Here is a 15,014-nt window from a genome sequence, read left to right as displayed (position 1 = left end):
TCACCCCTCCTTCAACGGCATGCGGATGACCAGCTGCCCGGCCTCCGAGGTGAGCGCCTCGTTCCCCACGTGGAACACCTCCCCCTTGGCGCGCACCTCCAGCCGGCCCAGGGACTCCAGGGGCGGCACGAGCGGGAACCGGAAGCAGCCGCGCGCGTCCGTGCGCGTGCTCAGCTTCAGCGCTGGCAGCTCCACCAGCGCGCCCGGAATGGGCACATCCCCCGGCCCCACCACCCGCCCCAGCAGCGCCTCGTTGGGAAGTGTGTGCGCGACGAGCGGGAAGCCCACGCGACGCACCACCGGCTCCTCGCGCTCGCGGCGCACCGGCAGCCGAAGGCGGAAGGCAGGCTGGGGAGACACTCCCAGTGCGGTCCACAGCTCCACCGGAACGGGGCTGAGATCCACCTCGAACTCCGGCGTGTCCAGCGCCGAGAACACCAGTTCTCCCAGCAGTTGGTGCGCGCGCTCCGGCGTGTCCGCCGTCACGGTGACCAGGTAACAGACGGAGAACTGCAGCGGCACGCGGCGCAATGAGCGGGCCGGCGGCGCGGCGCCCAGCTCCAACAAATAGAGGCCGACCCCAGGATTCTGAACCTGGAAGTCCGGCGCAGTGAAGGAGACAGGCATCTCCCCAGACACTTCGCCCACCCACGCCTTCAGGCGCTGGTCGATTTCATCGATCATTTTGTCCCCCACCCCACGCGGGCCCTGTCCCTGGCGCGCGGGTAGCCAGGAAAGTTGATCCCGAACTGCGCGCGGGAAACTGCCCCGGAGGCTGAAGGCGCGTTGGCGCACGAACACCTATGATGGGCGGCGGCCATCCCGGCCCTCCCTCCTCTATGAACACCATTCCCATGAGCAGACGCGTCGCCTCTGGGGTCTCCCGCTCCTGCGCCGCGCTGGCCTGTGTGCTAGCGCTCGGTGCCGGTGCGAGAGCCCAGGCCCAGGACTCCACCCCCACTCCCCCGCCCGCACCTCAAGCCGAGGCCGCGGCGGACTCCGGCAGTTCAATCAAGCTTGGAGCCATGCTGGACGTAGGCGCGCCGGACGGTGTGGGCGTCTCGCTGGTGCTGCGGCCGGCGCCGTGGCTGCGAATCAACGGAGGCGTGACGACGAACACCTTGAGCCTGGGGATGCGCGGGGGCATCAGCCTGATACCGCTGTCCACTTTCGTCGCCCCGTCCATCAACCTGGACCTGGGCCGCTACTTCGACGCCAACTACAACAAGCTGGTGGAGCGGTTCGGCGGCATCCCCTTGCAGACGAGCGTGCCGTTTGACGACGTGGGCTACAACTACGGCAGCGCCAGCGTGGGGCTGGAGATCGGCAGTCCCGAGCGCTTCTCCTTCTCGCTGAAGGCGGGCCTGGTCCACGGCTCCATGGTCATCCAAGACGCGGAGAAGCTCCTGCAGGACGTCACGAACGATCCGGACCTCACCGCCAAGCCACTCACGTTCCGCTTCACCACGCCCTCCCTCAAGCTGGGCTTCCTCTTCTACTTCCTTTGATCGAGCCGCCCCATGCGCCCTTCCTTCCGCATCCTGCTCATCGCCCTGCCGCTGCTCACCACCGGCTGCGGCTCGCTCTTCTACGTCGAGGCCGAGACCGACGAGGTCTGCAAGACACAGCGCAACGTCTCCTTCCCGGGCTCCATCCCCATCCCCGGCACCGTGTCCCAGACGATCAACTTCCCCATCGGAGACATCACCGACACCATTCCCCAGGGAAGCACGGAGGCCCAGCTGCGCGTGCACCTCTTCGAGGTAACGGCCACTGGCGGCAACCCGGAGCTCAGCGGCGTGGAGCGCGCCAGCGTGGCCATCCGCCTGCCGAGTCAGACCACGCCCACCAAGCTCCTCGAGTACCGGCGCCCTGCCAACCAGACCTCCACCCAGAAAATCAGTGCCACGGGCAGCGGTGTGCTGGACCTCAACCAGCTGCTGGACCAGGACGAGCTGGAGCTGACGCTCGAGGCCAGCGGCACCTTGCCCCAGCGGGACTGGACGGCGGACGTGCGCGTGTGCGCGGGCCTGTGGCTGCGCACGGACGTGCTGGACCTCATCTTCTAAGCGGTGGCGCTACGGCTCGGTGGGGAGTTGCAGGGCCCCGCCGAGCACCTGGCTCTCCGCGTAGCGCGACATCGTCTCGCGCAGGTACTCCAGGTGGTCCTCCTCCTCGGCCTGGCGGAGCAGAAAGGCATCCAGCGCCTCGTCATCGTCCGCCTCCTCCGCCAGGGCCGTCAGCAGGTCCCACCCCGCGTTGTCCACCAGCTCCGCCGCCATCAGCGCGTGGAACAGGTGGGGCAGCTCCATGTCCTCGCGCAGGATGACCTGCTCGATGCCGCGCGCCTCCGTGGCCGCCAGCCGCGAGCGCGCTGACTCGCCATTCACGTCCCCGCCCAGCGCGCGGATCTGCTCCTCGAGCCACTCCTGGTGCTCGGCCTCCTCGTCCCGATAGGCCTGCATCGTGTCGAGCATGCCGAGGATCTGCGCATCCTCCGACGCGCTCATCAGCGACAGCACCCGGTCATAGAGCTTCACGGCGGTGCGCTCGAAGGTGCGCCGCTCCAGGAGCAGATCAATGAGCTTCTCCGGATTCCGCTCCGCCAGCTTCTTCATGACCGGTTTCCTCCCGGGAACCATTGGGTCCGTACACGCGCGAAGAAGCTATGCACTGGGGATACCGGAAGCGTGGCGGCTCGCGCCAGCTTGCTCCCCTGGCAAACGTCTCAGGTTGTCGAGGGGATGGCACTCGGCGGCGCGAGCCATACGGGCCGCACGGGTCACCCATGCGCAGGCTTTGCGCGGCGCATGCCCCAGGCGCACGGGATGCGTCCGCGCGGCGGCGCACGCAACTTCACCCCAGGGAAGAGGTTGGCCGAGGGTTTGCTACTGGCTGTGTAAACCCCGAGGAAAAGTCCATGACTGACGTTATCGAGACCTTCATGACGCGCTCCGTCCACACCATCGGGACGAAGGCGCCGCTCACCGAAGCCCACCGCTTGATGAACGAGCACGGCATCCGTCACCTCCCGGTGCTCGAGGGAGGCCGGCTCGTGGGCATGTTGTCTCAGAGGGATCTGCACCTCATCGAGACGCTGAAGGACGTGGTCCCCGAGGAGGTGTTCGTCGAGGAGGCCATGTCTCAGGACGCGTACACCGTGCCGCCGGAGGCCCCTCTGGCCGAGGTGGCTCGGGAGATGGCGAAGCACAAGTACGGCTCGGCCGTCATCCTCCGCGGCTCCGAGGTGCTGGGCATCTTCACCACCACGGATGCCCTCCGCGCGCTGGACACGGTGCTGAGCGCTCCAGCCTCTGCACCGGTCTCGACTCTGAAGAAGGCCGTGGCGCGCAAGGCGGCCTCGAAGTCCAAGAGCGTGAAGGGTGGCGGGCAGGCAGCCAAGCGCTCGCGCCGCTAGTCTCAGGCTGCCGGTGCCGACGGGCGGTCGTGCTCGGACCTGGCCTCCCGGAGAGGCACCGGCTCGCCCTGCACCTCGGGGGCTCGGGGCTGCACGCCCACGAACTCCTTCCGAGTGCCCAGCAAGAGATCAAACAAGGGGTGGGTCACGCACCAGTTGGAGTTCTGGTCCTTCCCCATGTGGTGATCGTAGTGCCAGGGCAGGTGTTCCTTGGCCCAGTTCGGGTCCAAGTGAGCCTTCCGGTGGATGTGGTAGTACCGCGCTGTGCAGAACCAGACCGTGGCCGTGAAGAACGGCGCCACGGGGAACAGTGGCAGGTGCCCCACCACGATGGCCGCCAGCCCCAGCAGTTCCTTGGACTGGGGCGACCAGTTCCAGATGGGAGCGGTGTACTGGGTGTCCACCATCTCGTTCCGACGGGACTTCTGGTGGTGCTCGTGCCAGTGGAAAGCCCAGAAACTCTTGGGGTTTTTCCCCAGGCCGTGCAGCACGTACTTGTGCAGGAACCACTCCCCCCAATTGCTGTAGAGCAGGCCCAGTGGGATTCCGATCATGCTGCACCTCCGAGGTGCGGACCGGCCCATCCGTGACCGCACCAAATAATGACTATTTGGTCACTTTTTTTGTGGGGCGCAACGAAATGAGCACACGCCGCAACCCGCACCGTCCGTCCGTCCCCACTCCACCTGCAGCATCGCCTCCGGCCCGGCCGGGCCCTCAGGGAGGGGCGCGGGACAAGAACCGCCGCGAGCGGATGAAGGCCCTCAGCGAGGCGGGCCTTCGCCTCTTCGTCGAGCGGGGGCTGGAGGGGGTCACCATCGATGACATCACCCAGGCAGCGGGGGTGGCCAAGGGAACGTTCTACCGGTACTTCGAGGATCAGACGGCCCTGGTGGACGCGCTGCTCGAGCCAGCGCGGCGCGAGTTGCTGAACGGGATGGAAGCGTGCGGGCAGGCGCTGGCCGTGGCGCGGGACGTGGAGGCGATGTTCGACGCGTACCGGGCGATGGCGGCGGTGATTGCCAGCGCGCTCTTGCAGTATCCGGATGTGGTGCGGCTCTACCTGCAGGAGTGCCGGGGGCCAGCCGTGGGCGCGCGCGTCAAAGTGGTGGAGATGGCGCGGCTGATCTCCCGTCACGCGGTGGACATCACCGAGAAGTCCCACACGTATGGGCTGCTGCGTCCCATCCGCCCGGCGGTGAGCGGGCTCGCGGTGGTGGGGGCGGTGGAGCGGCTGCTGCTGGCGGTGCTCAGCGGGGAGGACATCGGCAACCCGCTGGAGCTGCCGGACGCGCTCACCACGCTGGTGTTGGACGGGCTGCGGTTGCCTCTGGAGATAGCGCCGGGGCGCCGGAAGATGGACGGGAAGCCCGGGCGCCCTTAAAGGAAGAGGTGTGGCGCGCAAGCGGATCAGGGCGGGAGGGCTTCTCCCAGGCTGGGTGTGGCTGGGGCTGTGCGTCCTGGTGCCGCTGGTGCTGCTCAACCTGGCCGTGGGCTACTTCGGCAACAGCGCCGTGTCCCCGCTCTCCCTGTCCTTCCTGGAGGAGAAGCTGCACGCGCTGGGCGTCTACGCGCGGCACCGCCCGGTGTGTCTGCTGAGCGGCCACGAGCCGATGGAGCCGCTCATCTCCGAAGCCGAGCGCCGCCACCACATTCCTCCGGGGCTGCTCCAGGCGCTGGTGCAGGTGGAGTCCGAGAAGCGCTCGCACCGCATCTCTCCCGCCGGAGCCATGGGGCCGGGGCAGCTCATGCCCGGCACGGCGCGGATGCTGGGCGTGGAGGATCCGTTTGATCCGCGCGATGCGCTCGACGGCAGCGCGCGCTATCTGTCCGAGCAGTTGGAGCGGTTCGACGATGTGCGGCTCGCGGTGGCTGCCTACAACGCGGGCCCTGGCGCGGTGGACCGAGTGGTGCCGCGCAATGGCGAGACGGAGTTCTACGTGGTGAAGGTGATGGCCGCGTACACGCGGCTGCGGCCGCCTCCGCCCCCCAAGCCTCCGCCTGCGCCGAAGCGTCGGCCTCCGGCCTCCGCCTCGGTGTCCAAGCCCCGGCTGGAGCCGCAGGCCCGGCGATAACGCACGGCGGCGGCGGCGCGGCCCCATCCTCCCGATGACCGACCCTCGGGCGAATGACGGACGCGCGGGGACGGGGGGTGTGAGATCCATGCGATGCTCTCAGCACGCCCCGCATCGCGAGGTCCGCCCCCATGAAGCGCTCCGGCAGCAAGTCCAAGCTCCTCCTCTTCACCGGCATCACGGCCGTGGTCCTGGTGCTCGCGGTCACCTTGTTCGGTGGCAACATCCGGCGCCTGTTCGGCGCGAGTGCCTCCGCCTTGTCGGGCTCTCCCGACATTCAGACCCGGGGGGAGAGCCTCTCGCAGAAGAAGATGATGCGGAGCTTCGCGGAGAAATCGGAGGGCTCCATCGCGCCGGACGCGTTGCCGCCCCCTGCCGCCTCCCCGGCTCCAACCATGGCCACCAGCGGCCCTCTCGCAGCGAGGCCTGCGCCGCGAGAGCAGGCCATCTCTCCGAGTATGTCCGCGCCGCTGGGGGCGCCCATGCCCTCGGAGCCGCTGCCCACGGGCAACACGCACGCGGCGGTGCGCCCCAACCCTTTCACGCTGACGGTGGAGGACGCGCTGTCCACGTTCGCGGTGGACGTGGACACGGCCTCGTACGCGCTCTTCCGGCGGTACGTGAACGAGGGCTCGCTGCCGCCGAGGGACTCGGTGCGCGTGGAGGAGTGGGTGAACTACTTCAAGTACCGGCTGCCCACGCCCACGAAGGGGGACTTCCACGTGGACCTGGAGGGCTCGCCCTCTCCCTTCACGCGGGGGCGGCATCTGCTCAAGGTGGGGCTGCAGGGCCGCCGCCTGGGCCGCAGTGAGCGCAAGTCGACGCACCTGGTGTTCCTGGTGGACGTCAGCGGCTCCATGAACCGGCCCGACCGGCTGCCGCTGGCCCTGCGCTCCATCAAGCTGGCGGTAGACGGGCTGAACGAGACGGACACGGTGGCCATCACCACGTACTCGGGAGACGTGCGCACGGTGCTGCCGCCCACCCCGGCCTCCGAGCAACAGAAGATCTTCGCGGCGGTGGACTCGCTGCGCAGCGGGGGCGGTACGGCGATGGGGGATGGGCTGAAGCTGGCCTACGAGCAGGCGGTGAAGCACGCGGGGGAGAACACGGTCTCGCGCGTCATTGTCCTGACGGACGGGGACACGAACCTGGGGCGCAACCGCAACGCGGAGGCGATGCTGGAGAGCGTGCGTGGCTACGTGCAGGAGGGCGTGACGCTGTCCACCATCGGCTTCGGCATGGGCAACTACCGCGACGACTTGATGGAGCGGCTGGCGAACAAGGGCAACGGCAACTGCTACTACATCGACAGCGACAAGGAGGCGCGGCGGGTGTTCCAGGAGCAGCTGGCGGGGTTGCTGGAGGTGATCGCCAAGGATGTGAAGGTGCAGGTGGAGTTCGACAAGGCGGCGGTGCGGGGCTACCGGCTGCTGGGCTACGAGAACCGGGACATCGCGGACCGGGACTTCCGCAATGACAAGGTGGACGCGGGAGAGATTGGCGCGGGCCACTCCGTGACGGCGCTGTACGAGGTGGAGCTGACGGGAGAGGGCTCGAAGGTGGCGACGGTGCGCGTGCGTGCGAAGAGGCCCTCGGGGAGCGAGGCGGCGGAGCAGAGCTTCTCGGTGTCTCGCGAGCAGATGGGCGCGCGGCTGGCGGACACGTCGGCGGACATGCGCTTCGCCACGGCGGTGGCGGGGACGGCGGACATCCTGCGAGGCGCGCCGCAGGCCAGCGACTGGAGCCTGGCGGTGGCGGAAGAGCTCGCGAAGAGCGCGACGGATGGGTTCGAGGATCGCGAGGAGTTCGTCTCGCTGCTGCGCCGGGTGCGCGAGGCGAAGATGTTCCGGAGCAGTTCCATCTCCGGCGGCCAGCTGAGCGGTGGGGTGCAGCAAACCTACTGATGAGCGGTGGATGCGCCAGATGGTTTCGGGGCTTGCTGCTGTTGGCCGTGGTGGGGTGCAGCCACGACCCCAGCGCCAGAAACGAGGAGTCTCTGAGCTCATGGGCGGCAGGGGACTCGGAGACCCGGACCAAGGGCGGTGACTCCGCCACGTTTCACATCCAGGCGTTGATTGCCCGAGGGGCGCTCCAGGAGGCCGAGGCCTATCTGGCTCAAGCCGTTGCTGCTGGACTCGTGGCGCGGGAAGCCGCGACGCGGCTGCAGGAGAAGATCGCCGAGCGCCGGGCTCAACAGCAGCAGGAGCAGGACCGCAACGCCTCCCCCAGCCGCATGGTGGACTTGGAGCTCGAAGAGCCCCAGGGGCGCACCTGCGCGACGGAGCTACCGGACCACCCCGTGTGCCGTGAGCTGCCCGAGCTGTACGCATTCCACAGCCCCCGCCAGGCCCTCGAGGCCATGAAGCAGCGGCTGGGGGAGAAGACCCTGGCCTTACACAAGCCGGAACGCGCTACCGAGGGGCCATGCCCAGGCCTGGGCACGCACTACAACGTCCGGTGGAACGGAAAACGGGCAGGCTCCATCGTGTGCTGCCCCTGTTGCGTGGAGAATGACCCCACTCCCCTCCTGTGGACCAAGTGCGGGATCGCTTGGTAGGCGGACTCGGCGCATGACGACCCCTTCAGCATGGAATGAGGACCTGCGAGCCCTGCGGCATGCCGCCGAGCAACGAGATTGGAATGGCTGCCGTGCAGCATCAGAGAGGCTCCTGCTCCGCCTCTCACCCCGCCGCGCCCTCGGACTGTCCCGCGACTATCTCCTGCGCCGACTCTTTGTCTTTGAGAAGCACCAGCCCCAGGTCCATTGGCCTCGCGAGTTCATCGAGGCAACGGATGGAGATTCTTCGCACGCGAAGACGTCATGGCCTGAGGCAGAGGATGACTTCGCGGGCCCAGGAGCCAACAACTTCACGAGCGCGGTGGAAGCACTCTGGAAGGCCGGCCGGCTTCTCGGGGATGCGCAGCCATGCGCCAGGGAGCTGGTGAATGCGCTCGCAGGCGCAATCATGGCGGAGGGCACGGAGTCCTGGGGCTCACGGCACCCTGAGGAGTGGTCGCTCTGGTATCAGCTCACCCTGAGTGGCGAGAACGATCCTCGCGCCAGCACCCATCAGCTCCAAATGGCGAGAGATCCAGACGTGCTACGGCTCGAACGCATCGCCTGGCTGGAGGTTGCGGATCGTCTGGAAGAGGCGCTGCACGAAGGGTGAGTCTCCCGGGCTGTCACGGGAGTGGCTCAGCGGTGCTGAACGCCCCGGGCGGCCACCTTGTCCAGCCACAGGTGCACGTTCTTGTGCAACTGGAGGAAGGACGCCGGACACCGGGGCGTGATGGGCCCGTGCACCATCTCCGTCACCACTGCCGCCTTGTTCGCACCGAAGGCAATCAGATGCACTTCCTTCGCCTGGAGCAACGGCGCCACTCCCAACGTCAGCGCAGCCATCGGCACCCGCGTGGCGTCATCCCCCACCAGCGGTGCCAGCGTCTGCCGCGTCTCGCGCGACAACAGCACCCGGTGGCTCGCGGCCCGAAGTGAATCCCCCGGCTCGTTGAAGGCAATGTGCCCATTGGGCCCGATGCCCAGCAGCACCACGTCGAACCCTCCCGCCGCGTTCACCGCCGCGTCGTAGCGCGCGCACTCCGCCTCCGCGTCCGGCGCACTGCCGTCGAAGAAGTGGATTCGCTCGGGCGCCAGGTTCACGTGTTGGAACAGGTGCCGCTCCATGTACGCCCGGAAGCTCGTGGGGTCGTCCGGCGGCAAGCCCAGGAACTCGTCCAGGTTGAACGTCGTCGCCCGAGACAGGTCCAGCTCGCCTCGTTGGTGGACCGCCACCAGCTCCCGGTACACGTTGATGGGCGAGCGCCCCGTGGGCAGCCCGAGCACCAGCTCGGGCCGAGCCCGAATCGCGCCCGCCAAATGAGCGGCACAGGCGGCGGCAACTTCCTGCTCGGAGGCAAAGACGCGGACGTTCACGGAATGCGCAGGGTAGGCCCGGACTGGGGGTGGGAGAGGGTTCCACCGCTCTTATGACGAGAAGCGGCCCCCAGGGGAAGAACCCTTCCGGTATGGAAGAATGTGACTTCCTGGGTTCATGACGCAGTGCACCACACCTGGGTCCGAGCGCTGTCCCACAACCGTTGTAGGCCCAGCGCCCCTGGGGGCTGTCCGCCTCGCCGGTGGGCGCCCACCCCTGAGACTCCCCGGATGCCCGCCTGGATGAATGACTTCACAGGTGTGCGACGTTCTCAGGGGTCTCCCAGGCATTTCCTTCCTTGGCTTCGCCCTCGCACGCGCTAGAAACCACCCTTATATGAAAGTCGCCGTTCTTACCGGCGGGGGCGATTGCCCCGGCCTCAATGCGGTCATCCGAGCTGTGGTGCGCCGTGCCAACGAGCACGGCTTCGAGATGATGGGCCTGAAAGATGGGTGGAAGGGCCTGCTCGAGGACAACCACTTCCGCCTCACGCGAGAGACCACCTCCGGCATCCTCCACCGGGGTGGCACCATCCTGGGCACCTCGCGCGTCAACCCCTTCAAGGTGGAAGGCGGCCTGGAGAAGGTGAAGCGCGCGGTGGAGCGCAATGGCATCCACGCCGTCATCGCCATTGGCGGCGAGGGCACTCTGTCCGCCGCCACCCGCATGTCCCAAGAGGGCCTGCGCATCGTCGGCGTGCCGAAGACGATCGACAATGACTTGAACGGCACGGACTTCACCTTCGGCTTCGACACCGCCGTCACCATCGCCACGGACGCCATCGACCGGCTGCACTCCACCGCCGAGTCCCACAAGCGCGTCATCGTCTGCGAGGTGATGGGCCGCCACGTGGGCTGGATTGCCACCTACGCGGGCATCGCGGGCGGAGCGGACGTCATCCTCGTGCCCGAAGTCCCGGCGGACCTGGTCGCGGTGGCTGAGCACATCCAGCGGCGGCACGCCTCGGGGCGCTCGTTCTCCATCGTGGTGGTGGCCGAGGGCACCCGGGTGAAGGTGGCCGAGAACCAGAGCGAGCAGCTCATCACCTCGGGCGCGCTGGACGAGGCGGGCCGGCCGCGCCTGGGCGGCGTGGGCAGCATCGTCGCGCACGAGATTGAGCGCCGCACGGGCTTCGAGACACGCGTGTCGGTGCTGGGCCACATCCAGCGCGGCGGCGTGCCCACGGCGCATGACCGCGTGCTGGCCACGCGCTTCGGCGTCCACGCATGCGACATGGTGGCCCGCGGCGAGTTCGGGAAGATGGCGGCCCTGCGCGGCAACGAGATCATCAGCGAGGATCTGGCAGTGGCCACCAAGGAGCTCAAGCGCGTGCCCGAGGAGTTCTTCAAAGTGGCGCAGGTCTTCTTCGGATAGGCGCTCGCGCCGGGGGCGGGATTGATGGACCTGTACGCCGAGCTCGGAGCCCTGGCCGCGGAAGGCCGCCCCTTCGTCCTCGCCACCGTCATCGAGAGCGCCGGCAGCACGCCGCAGAAGCCGGGCTCGAAGATGGTCGTGCTCGGGGACGGCTCCCTGCGGGGTACGGTGGGAGGCGGCGCCATCGAGCACCAGATCATCCAGGCTGCGCTCGCGCTGCTCGAGGCCCCGGAGCAGACACGCATCATTGAGACGCACCTGACCCACGAGCTGGGGATGTGCTGCGGCGGCCGGATGAAGGTGTTCCTGGAGAAGCACGGAGCCCCGGTGCGGCTCACCGTGTTCGGCGCCGGGCACGTGGCCAAGGAGCTGGCCGCGCTGGCCTCCAAGGTGGGCTTCCGCGTCACCGTGGTGGACGCCCGCCCCGAGTGGGCCAGCGCCGAGCGCTTCCCGGGCTGTGAGGTGCTCGTGAAGGATCCCGCGGACCACGCGCGCGCAGTGGCGGGTGGCCCCCAGGAGTACTTCTGCGTCACCACGCACGACCACCCGCTGGATCAGGCCGTGGTGGAGGCACTGCTGAACAAGCCCTCGGCCTACCTGGGCGTCATTGGCAGCCGCCGCAAGGCCGAGCGCTTCCGCATGCGGCTCGAGGCGGGAGGCGCGGAGCAGGCGGCGCTCGATCGCATCCACTCGCCCATGGGCCTGCCCATCGGCGCGCTGACGCCCGAGGAGATCGCCGTCTCCATCATTGCCGAGCTCGTCCAGGTCCGCCGCGCCGGCCAGCCGCGCAGATAGCGGCGCTCGCCCCCTCTTCTTCGCCGTCCCGAGACATGTCGACTCTGCCCGCACTTCCGTCCAGCCCTCCCGAGCCCGCCGCTCCCCTGGCTTCCCCCTCGCTGCCCCCCGAGAAGACACCCTGGCTGCTCGGGCTCCTGGACGCCCTGCTGTCCGAGCCCTTGCGCAAGGCCTCTCCCGCGGACCTCGTCCGCCACCGCATCCTGGCCGGCGCCGCCTGCTTCCTGTTCCTGCTCAACGCCGTCGTCGTGCTGTGGCTGATCGAGATGAGTCAGCCCGTAACCCCCGCCGTCATCGTCAGCCTGCTCTACCTGAGTGTCCTCGTGCTGACCCGCCAGGGCCACACGATCACCGCGCCCGCGATACTCCTGCTGGCGACCATGACGGTGGGCCTGGTGGGGATGATCTACATGGACCCGAACCCCCGGGGCGGAACCCACGCGGTGACGATGCTGCTGCCAGCACTCGCCGTGTACCTGGTGGGCCCCCGCCTGGGACTCCTCTTCACCTTGTTCCTGTGCCTCTCGCTGGGCCTGGGCCAACCGCTCTACCGGGTGACAGCGGGCCACGTGCTCCCGGGGCCGGAGACCACCAAGCTTTGGTTCTCGTACGGCATCGCGGGCATCGCCTTCCTGGGGGCCTGGGTGCTGGGTGTGCTGCACAGCACCGCGAAGGACGCGGCCCAGACAACGCTCGAGCGCACCCTGAAGGTGCTCCGCAAGCGCGAGAGCCAGCTCGGCAGCGTCATCGACAGCACGGATGACCTGATCGTCTCCCTGGATCCCCAGGGCAACCTGCTCACCGCCAACGCGGCGGCCATGCAGCGCTACCGCCAGCTCTACGGCAGAGAGCTGCAGCCGGGGCACGACTTCTTCGTCCAGGCGCCTCCGGAGGTCCGGGAGGCGTGGGCGGCCCGCATCACCCAGGTGCTCCAAGGCCGGCGGCTGCGCTTCGAGGAGCAGCCCATGGTCAGGACCGGGAACGAGATGATGGACATCAGCATCAACCCCATCCTGGGCGAGGACGGCCAGCCCCTGGGCATCACGATCTTCAGCCGGGACATCACCGCGCGCAAGGAGGCCGAGTCCCGCCTGGGAGAGATGCACCGCACGCTGGTGGACGTCTCCCGGCAGGCGGGCATGGCGGAGATCGCCACGGGGGTGCTGCACAACGTGGGCAACACGCTCAACAGCGTGAACATCTCCACGGGCGTCGTCCTGGACCAGCTGCGCAAGTCCCGCCTCTCCAACCTGGCCAAGGCCGCTCAGCTGATGCGCGAGCACGCCTCGGACTTCCCCGCCTTCTTCTCGCAGGATCCGCAGGGACGGAAGCTCCCTCCCTACCTCATCGCCCTGTCGGACGAGCTCCAGGAAGAGCGGGACGGCGTCATGCGGGAGATGCGCGCGCTGGGCGAGAGCGTGGAGCACATCAAGTCCATTGTCAGCATGCAGCAGAAGCACGCGCGCGCGGGCGGCACGGTGGAGGAGCTGGCCGTGCCCCAGCTCATCGACGAGGCGCTGCGCCTGCACGCCGTCTCCTTCGAGCGGCTGGGCATTCAGATCGATCGCGAATACGCCCAGGTTCCCCCCATCCTCGTGGACCGGCACAAGCTGCTGCAGATCCTCGTGAACCTGCTGAGCAACGCGCGGCATGCGCTGGTGGGCAGCCCGGCGCCGGAGAAGCACCTGACCATCCGAGTGCTGCGCTCGCCCGAAGGGAACCGGCTGCGCATCGAAGTGCAGGACAACGGCATGGGCATTGTGCCGGAGAACCTGCCACGCATGTTCAGCCAGGGCTTTACCACCAAGAAGGACGGCCATGGCTTCGGGCTGCACATCAGCGCGTTGGCGGCCGAGGAGATGCAAGGCCGGCTGTCGTGCGGCAGCTCCGGGCCCGGCCAGGGCGCCACCTTCACCCTGGAGCTGCCCCTCTCCCCCCTTGAGCTGAACGCCCCGCGCCCGTCGCGGATTGAGGACCCAGGAAGGCCTGCGTAGACTCGCGCGTGGGCAACAGGAGAACTGAGGTGCCGCGTGAGTGATGTGACCCGGAGAGATGCGCTGAAGGTGATTGTCGCGGCGGGAGCAACCGCCGCCGTGGGATGCTCGCGCGTCACCGAGAGCCGTGAGGAGACGGGCACCATCTCGAAGGCCCCCCAGGCTCCGGACCCCATTCTGAGCGTGGAGCCGCTGGGCTTCCCGTGGCGCACGCCGAACCCGTTCCTCTTCTGCGTCCACCATGACGACCGCTACCCGGCGGGCAACGAGCGGATGGGCCCGGCCGCATCACTGGCGGGGAGGGACTTGGGCCAGGACTTCGCGGGCAAGGACGGCTGGCGCATGTACCACGGCATGTCCGTGCCGGGCTTCCCCTCGCACCCCCACCGGGGCTTCGAGACGGTGACGGTGGTCCGCCAGGGCCTGCTCGACCACTCGGACTCGCTCGGGGCGGCGGCCCGCTATGGCGGCGGCGACGTGCAGTGGCTCACGGCGGGCCAGGGCATCCTCCACTCGGAGATGTTCCCGCTGACGAGCCGCGAGAAGGCCAACCCGCTCGAGCTCTTCCAGATCTGGCTCAACCTGCCGCGCGAGGACAAGTTCGCCCAGCCCCACTTCGCCATGCTGTGGAACAACCTCATCCCCAGGCACGTGGCGCGGGACGACGCGGGGCGGACCACGGAGGTGACTGTCATCGCCGGCCGGCTGGGCGAGCAGCGCCCGCTCTCCCCTCCCCCCAAGTCCTGGGCGTCCCGTCCCGACACGGACGTGGCCATCTGGACCCTCAAGCTGAGCCCCGGCGCCCGGTGGACGCTGCCCGCGGCAAGCCCCGGCACGAACCGCACCCTGTACTTCTTCCGAGGCACGGGGCTGCGCGTGGGTGGCCGCGCCATTCCTCCGGCCCAGGCCCTCACGCTCCGCGCCGAGGTGGAGGCACCCCTGGAGGGCGGCCCGGACGAGGTGGAGCTGCTGATGCTGCAAGGCCGCCCCATCCAGGAGCCCATCGTGCAGCACGGGCCGTTCGTGATGAGCTCGCGGGCGGAGATCCAGCAGGCCTACATCGACTTCCAACGTACGCGCTTCGGCGGCTGGCCGTGGCCGAGCGAGGATCCTGTCCACCCGCGGGAAGAGGGCCGGTTCGCGCGTCACGCCGACGGCCGCACCGAGCGCCCGGCCTGAAGCGCGAGGGGGGTGTCCCAAACGAGGACACCTGGAATACGCATGTCCACTCCACTCGGCCCGGCGGCTTCACTGCACTCTCGTCAATTCAAGGATTTACCGATTGGCCCGCGCTTTGCTCATGGCTTGGCTCGCGGAACAAGAACCAGACGAATTGCAGTTCGCCCCGCCCGTCTACCAGTGAGGGGGTAGCCGGGTGAGTTGGCCGGAGAGGGTCCCACTGAAAAGGGGGGCCCTCTTC

Annotated in this window: 16 protein-coding genes; 12 read left to right on the top strand and 4 right to left on the bottom strand. The window is 68.5% G+C overall.

Annotation, left to right across the window (positions count from 1 at the left end; translation table 11 throughout):
* On the bottom strand, positions 1-684 hold the full coding sequence (locus tag DB31_RS36740; protein ID WP_044196920.1) for a hypothetical protein: 684 nt from the start codon (positions 682-684) through the stop codon (positions 1-3).
* A 170-nt stretch (positions 685-854) separates the two neighbouring features.
* Here DB31_RS36740 and DB31_RS36735 point away from each other — a divergent pair, with 170 nt between their 5' ends.
* Entirely contained in the window at positions 855-1,508 is a 654-nt protein-coding gene (locus tag DB31_RS36735) for a hypothetical protein (protein WP_052420554.1), read from the top strand.
* A gap of 12 nt (positions 1,509-1,520) precedes the next feature.
* On the top strand, positions 1,521-2,069 hold the full coding sequence (locus tag DB31_RS36730) for a hypothetical protein (RefSeq protein ID WP_044196918.1): 549 nt from the start codon (positions 1,521-1,523) through the stop codon (positions 2,067-2,069).
* A gap of 9 nt (positions 2,070-2,078) precedes the next feature.
* Here the strand turns inward: DB31_RS36730 and DB31_RS36725 are convergent, their stop codons facing one another.
* Positions 2,079-2,618, bottom strand: a complete 540-nt coding sequence (locus tag DB31_RS36725) for a hypothetical protein (protein WP_044196916.1) — start codon at positions 2,616-2,618, stop codon at positions 2,079-2,081.
* 302 nt (positions 2,619-2,920) lie between these two features.
* Here DB31_RS36725 and DB31_RS36720 point away from each other — a divergent pair, with 302 nt between their 5' ends.
* Complete coding sequence (locus DB31_RS36720; RefSeq protein WP_240487077.1) at positions 2,921-3,418, top strand: CBS domain-containing protein; 498 nt, start codon at positions 2,921-2,923, stop codon at positions 3,416-3,418.
* 2 nt (positions 3,419-3,420) lie between these two features.
* Here DB31_RS36720 and DB31_RS36715 read toward each other — a convergent pair whose 3' ends face one another.
* Positions 3,421-3,972: a sterol desaturase family protein gene (locus DB31_RS36715; protein ID WP_044196913.1), complete on the bottom strand. Its 552-nt coding sequence runs from the start codon at positions 3,970-3,972 to the stop codon at positions 3,421-3,423.
* A gap of 86 nt (positions 3,973-4,058) precedes the next feature.
* On the opposite strand from DB31_RS36715, the gene DB31_RS36710 reads away from it, so the two are divergent.
* From DB31_RS36710 to DB31_RS36690, 5 genes are all read left to right on the top strand, one after another.
* Positions 4,059-4,802: a TetR/AcrR family transcriptional regulator gene (locus DB31_RS36710; protein WP_044196912.1), complete on the top strand. Its 744-nt coding sequence runs from the start codon at positions 4,059-4,061 to the stop codon at positions 4,800-4,802.
* Positions 4,803-4,812: 10 nt separating this feature from the next.
* Entirely contained in the window at positions 4,813-5,493 is a 681-nt protein-coding gene (locus tag DB31_RS36705; protein WP_044197165.1) for a lytic transglycosylase domain-containing protein, read from the top strand.
* A gap of 131 nt (positions 5,494-5,624) precedes the next feature.
* Complete coding sequence (locus tag DB31_RS36700) at positions 5,625-7,400, top strand: vWA domain-containing protein (protein ID WP_044196910.1); 1,776 nt, start codon at positions 5,625-5,627, stop codon at positions 7,398-7,400.
* Positions 7,401-7,432: 32 nt separating this feature from the next.
* The gene (locus tag DB31_RS36695) at positions 7,433-8,053 is read left to right on the top strand and encodes a hypothetical protein (RefSeq protein ID WP_157232350.1); all 621 of its coding nucleotides are present in this window, start codon (positions 7,433-7,435) and stop codon (positions 8,051-8,053) included.
* 13 nt (positions 8,054-8,066) lie between these two features.
* Positions 8,067-8,666: a hypothetical protein gene (locus tag DB31_RS36690; protein ID WP_044196906.1), complete on the top strand. Its 600-nt coding sequence runs from the start codon at positions 8,067-8,069 to the stop codon at positions 8,664-8,666.
* A gap of 26 nt (positions 8,667-8,692) precedes the next feature.
* Here the strand turns inward: DB31_RS36690 and nagB are convergent, their stop codons facing one another.
* Positions 8,693-9,430 carry a glucosamine-6-phosphate deaminase gene (gene nagB / locus DB31_RS36685; RefSeq protein ID WP_044196904.1) on the bottom strand — a complete coding sequence of 246 codons (738 nt, stop codon included), beginning with the start codon at positions 9,428-9,430 and terminating at the stop codon, positions 8,693-8,695.
* Positions 9,431-9,767: 337 nt separating this feature from the next.
* On the opposite strand from nagB, the gene DB31_RS36680 reads away from it, so the two are divergent.
* From DB31_RS36680 to DB31_RS36665, 4 genes are all read left to right on the top strand, one after another.
* Positions 9,768-10,805: a 6-phosphofructokinase gene (locus DB31_RS36680; protein WP_044196902.1), complete on the top strand. Its 1,038-nt coding sequence runs from the start codon at positions 9,768-9,770 to the stop codon at positions 10,803-10,805.
* Positions 10,806-10,829: 24 nt separating this feature from the next.
* Entirely contained in the window at positions 10,830-11,600 is a 771-nt protein-coding gene (gene xdhC, locus DB31_RS36675; RefSeq protein WP_044196899.1) for a xanthine dehydrogenase accessory protein XdhC, read from the top strand.
* Positions 11,601-11,635: 35 nt separating this feature from the next.
* Positions 11,636-13,594 carry an ATP-binding protein gene (locus DB31_RS45585; RefSeq protein WP_052420544.1) on the top strand — a complete coding sequence of 653 codons (1,959 nt, stop codon included), beginning with the start codon at positions 11,636-11,638 and terminating at the stop codon, positions 13,592-13,594.
* Positions 13,595-13,738: 144 nt separating this feature from the next.
* Complete coding sequence (locus tag DB31_RS36665; protein WP_044197161.1) at positions 13,739-14,773, top strand: pirin family protein; 1,035 nt, start codon at positions 13,739-13,741, stop codon at positions 14,771-14,773.
* The last annotated feature ends 241 nt before the right edge of the window (positions 14,774-15,014 follow it).

The organism is Hyalangium minutum (assembly GCF_000737315.1).
Classification (GTDB): Bacteria; Myxococcota; Myxococcia; order Myxococcales; family Myxococcaceae; genus Hyalangium; species Hyalangium minutum.
Note: the sequence above shows the minus strand (reverse complement) of the source record. Positions and strands in the feature narration are given on the sequence as shown.

Excerpts from the sequence above, each read along its gene's own strand:
- DB31_RS36710 (WP_044196912.1), top strand. The coding sequence starts at position 4,059 with ATGAGCACACGCCGCAACCCGCACCGTCCGTCCGTCCCCACTCCACCT.
- DB31_RS36700 (WP_044196910.1), top strand. The coding sequence starts at position 5,625 with ATGAAGCGCTCCGGCAGCAAGTCCAAGCTCCTCCTCTTCACCGGCATC.
- DB31_RS36735 (WP_052420554.1), top strand. The coding sequence starts at position 855 with ATGAGCAGACGCGTCGCCTCTGGGGTCTCCCGCTCCTGCGCCGCGCTG.
- DB31_RS36740 (WP_044196920.1), bottom strand. The coding sequence starts at position 684 with ATGATCGATGAAATCGACCAGCGCCTGAAGGCGTGGGTGGGCGAAGTG.
- DB31_RS36720 (WP_240487077.1), top strand. The coding sequence starts at position 2,921 with ATGACTGACGTTATCGAGACCTTCATGACGCGCTCCGTCCACACCATC.
- DB31_RS45585 (WP_052420544.1), top strand. The coding sequence starts at position 11,636 with ATGTCGACTCTGCCCGCACTTCCGTCCAGCCCTCCCGAGCCCGCCGCT.
- DB31_RS36730 (WP_044196918.1), top strand. The coding sequence starts at position 1,521 with ATGCGCCCTTCCTTCCGCATCCTGCTCATCGCCCTGCCGCTGCTCACC.
- DB31_RS36690 (WP_044196906.1), top strand. The coding sequence starts at position 8,067 with ATGACGACCCCTTCAGCATGGAATGAGGACCTGCGAGCCCTGCGGCAT.
- DB31_RS36680 (WP_044196902.1), top strand. The coding sequence starts at position 9,768 with ATGAAAGTCGCCGTTCTTACCGGCGGGGGCGATTGCCCCGGCCTCAAT.
- DB31_RS36725 (WP_044196916.1), bottom strand. The coding sequence starts at position 2,618 with ATGAAGAAGCTGGCGGAGCGGAATCCGGAGAAGCTCATTGATCTGCTC.
- DB31_RS36715 (WP_044196913.1), bottom strand. The coding sequence starts at position 3,972 with ATGATCGGAATCCCACTGGGCCTGCTCTACAGCAATTGGGGGGAGTGG.
- xdhC (WP_044196899.1), top strand. The coding sequence starts at position 10,830 with ATGGACCTGTACGCCGAGCTCGGAGCCCTGGCCGCGGAAGGCCGCCCC.